Source organism: Vibrio sp. 03_296, assembly GCF_002265885.1.
The window spans coordinates 1-1,027 of record NZ_NPKW01000323.1 but is presented as its reverse complement, the minus strand read 5'-3'; the positions used below and the strand labels follow the sequence as shown (position 1 = coordinate 1,027).

General features: G+C 46.8%; 1 pseudogene. It reads right to left on the bottom strand.

Annotation, left to right across the window (positions count from 1 at the left end):
• Positions 1–65: 65 nt before the first annotated feature.
• Positions 66–1,027, bottom strand: a pseudogene (gene ftsA / locus CIK04_RS24365) (cell division protein FtsA); the annotation flags it as partial.

Here is a 1,027-nt window from a genome sequence, read left to right as displayed (position 1 = left end):
ACAGCATTACCGCCGCCGCCGACCAACCCCAACGACTTTAATTACAGCATCGTCAGACAWTTCCATCATCGGTTCAAACATGTGTTATCTTCCGTTTTCCTGCAACTCTCAGTTAAACTCTTTTGTATCCAATTACGCAGCTTGCCAAACAAGCCAGTAGTAACTGCCGAACGTTTAGGCTCGTTGTAGTCACTATCATCGCTTGAGCGCATATCTCGTGCGTAATGAAGTAATCCAACTGCCGTGGAATGATTACGGCTCTTTTACATAATCAGTTAAGCCACTCRCTTCTAGTGGCTTACCAACGCGAACTTGATTGCGGAACACTCGCTCCGCACATTCTACTAAACCTTCAATTTGGGCTGCCCCTCCGGTGAGGACAACTCCCGCAGCAAGATGGTGCTTAATTCCATCTTCACGCAGCTTCATTTGAACAGATTCAATAGTTTGGTTAACTAATCCCATAAGTTCAGAATAGCGCGGTTCAATCACCTCAGATAAAGTTTGACGTTGCAAACTCCGAGAGGGACGCCCACCAACGCTGGACGGTACCGTATCATCCTTGCTGACTAGCTCACTCAGAGCACAGCCATATTTCACTTTGATCTCTTCGGCATCACTCACGGGTGTACCAAAGGCAAAAGCGATGTCGCTGGTGACAGCATTGCCAGCATAAGAGAACACTTCAGTGTGTCGAAGTGCACCGCCCGTCCAGATTGCTACGTCCATGGTGCCTGCGCCGATATCGACCACACACACACCACGCTCTCTTTCATCTTCTGTAATGACCGCATTGCTTGCCGCCAAACCAGAAAAGACAATTTGCTCGACTTTAACACAACGCTCTACCGCTTAATTATATTACGCGCCATGTCGTTGTGGCAGGAAATAAGATGAACACTTACTTCCATTCTCACGCCAGACAAACCAAGAGGGTTTTTAATGCCTTCTTGATAATCGATAGTGAACTCTTGTGGAATCACATGAAGGATTCTCTGCTCATCACCGATTTTAATGGATTTAGCTG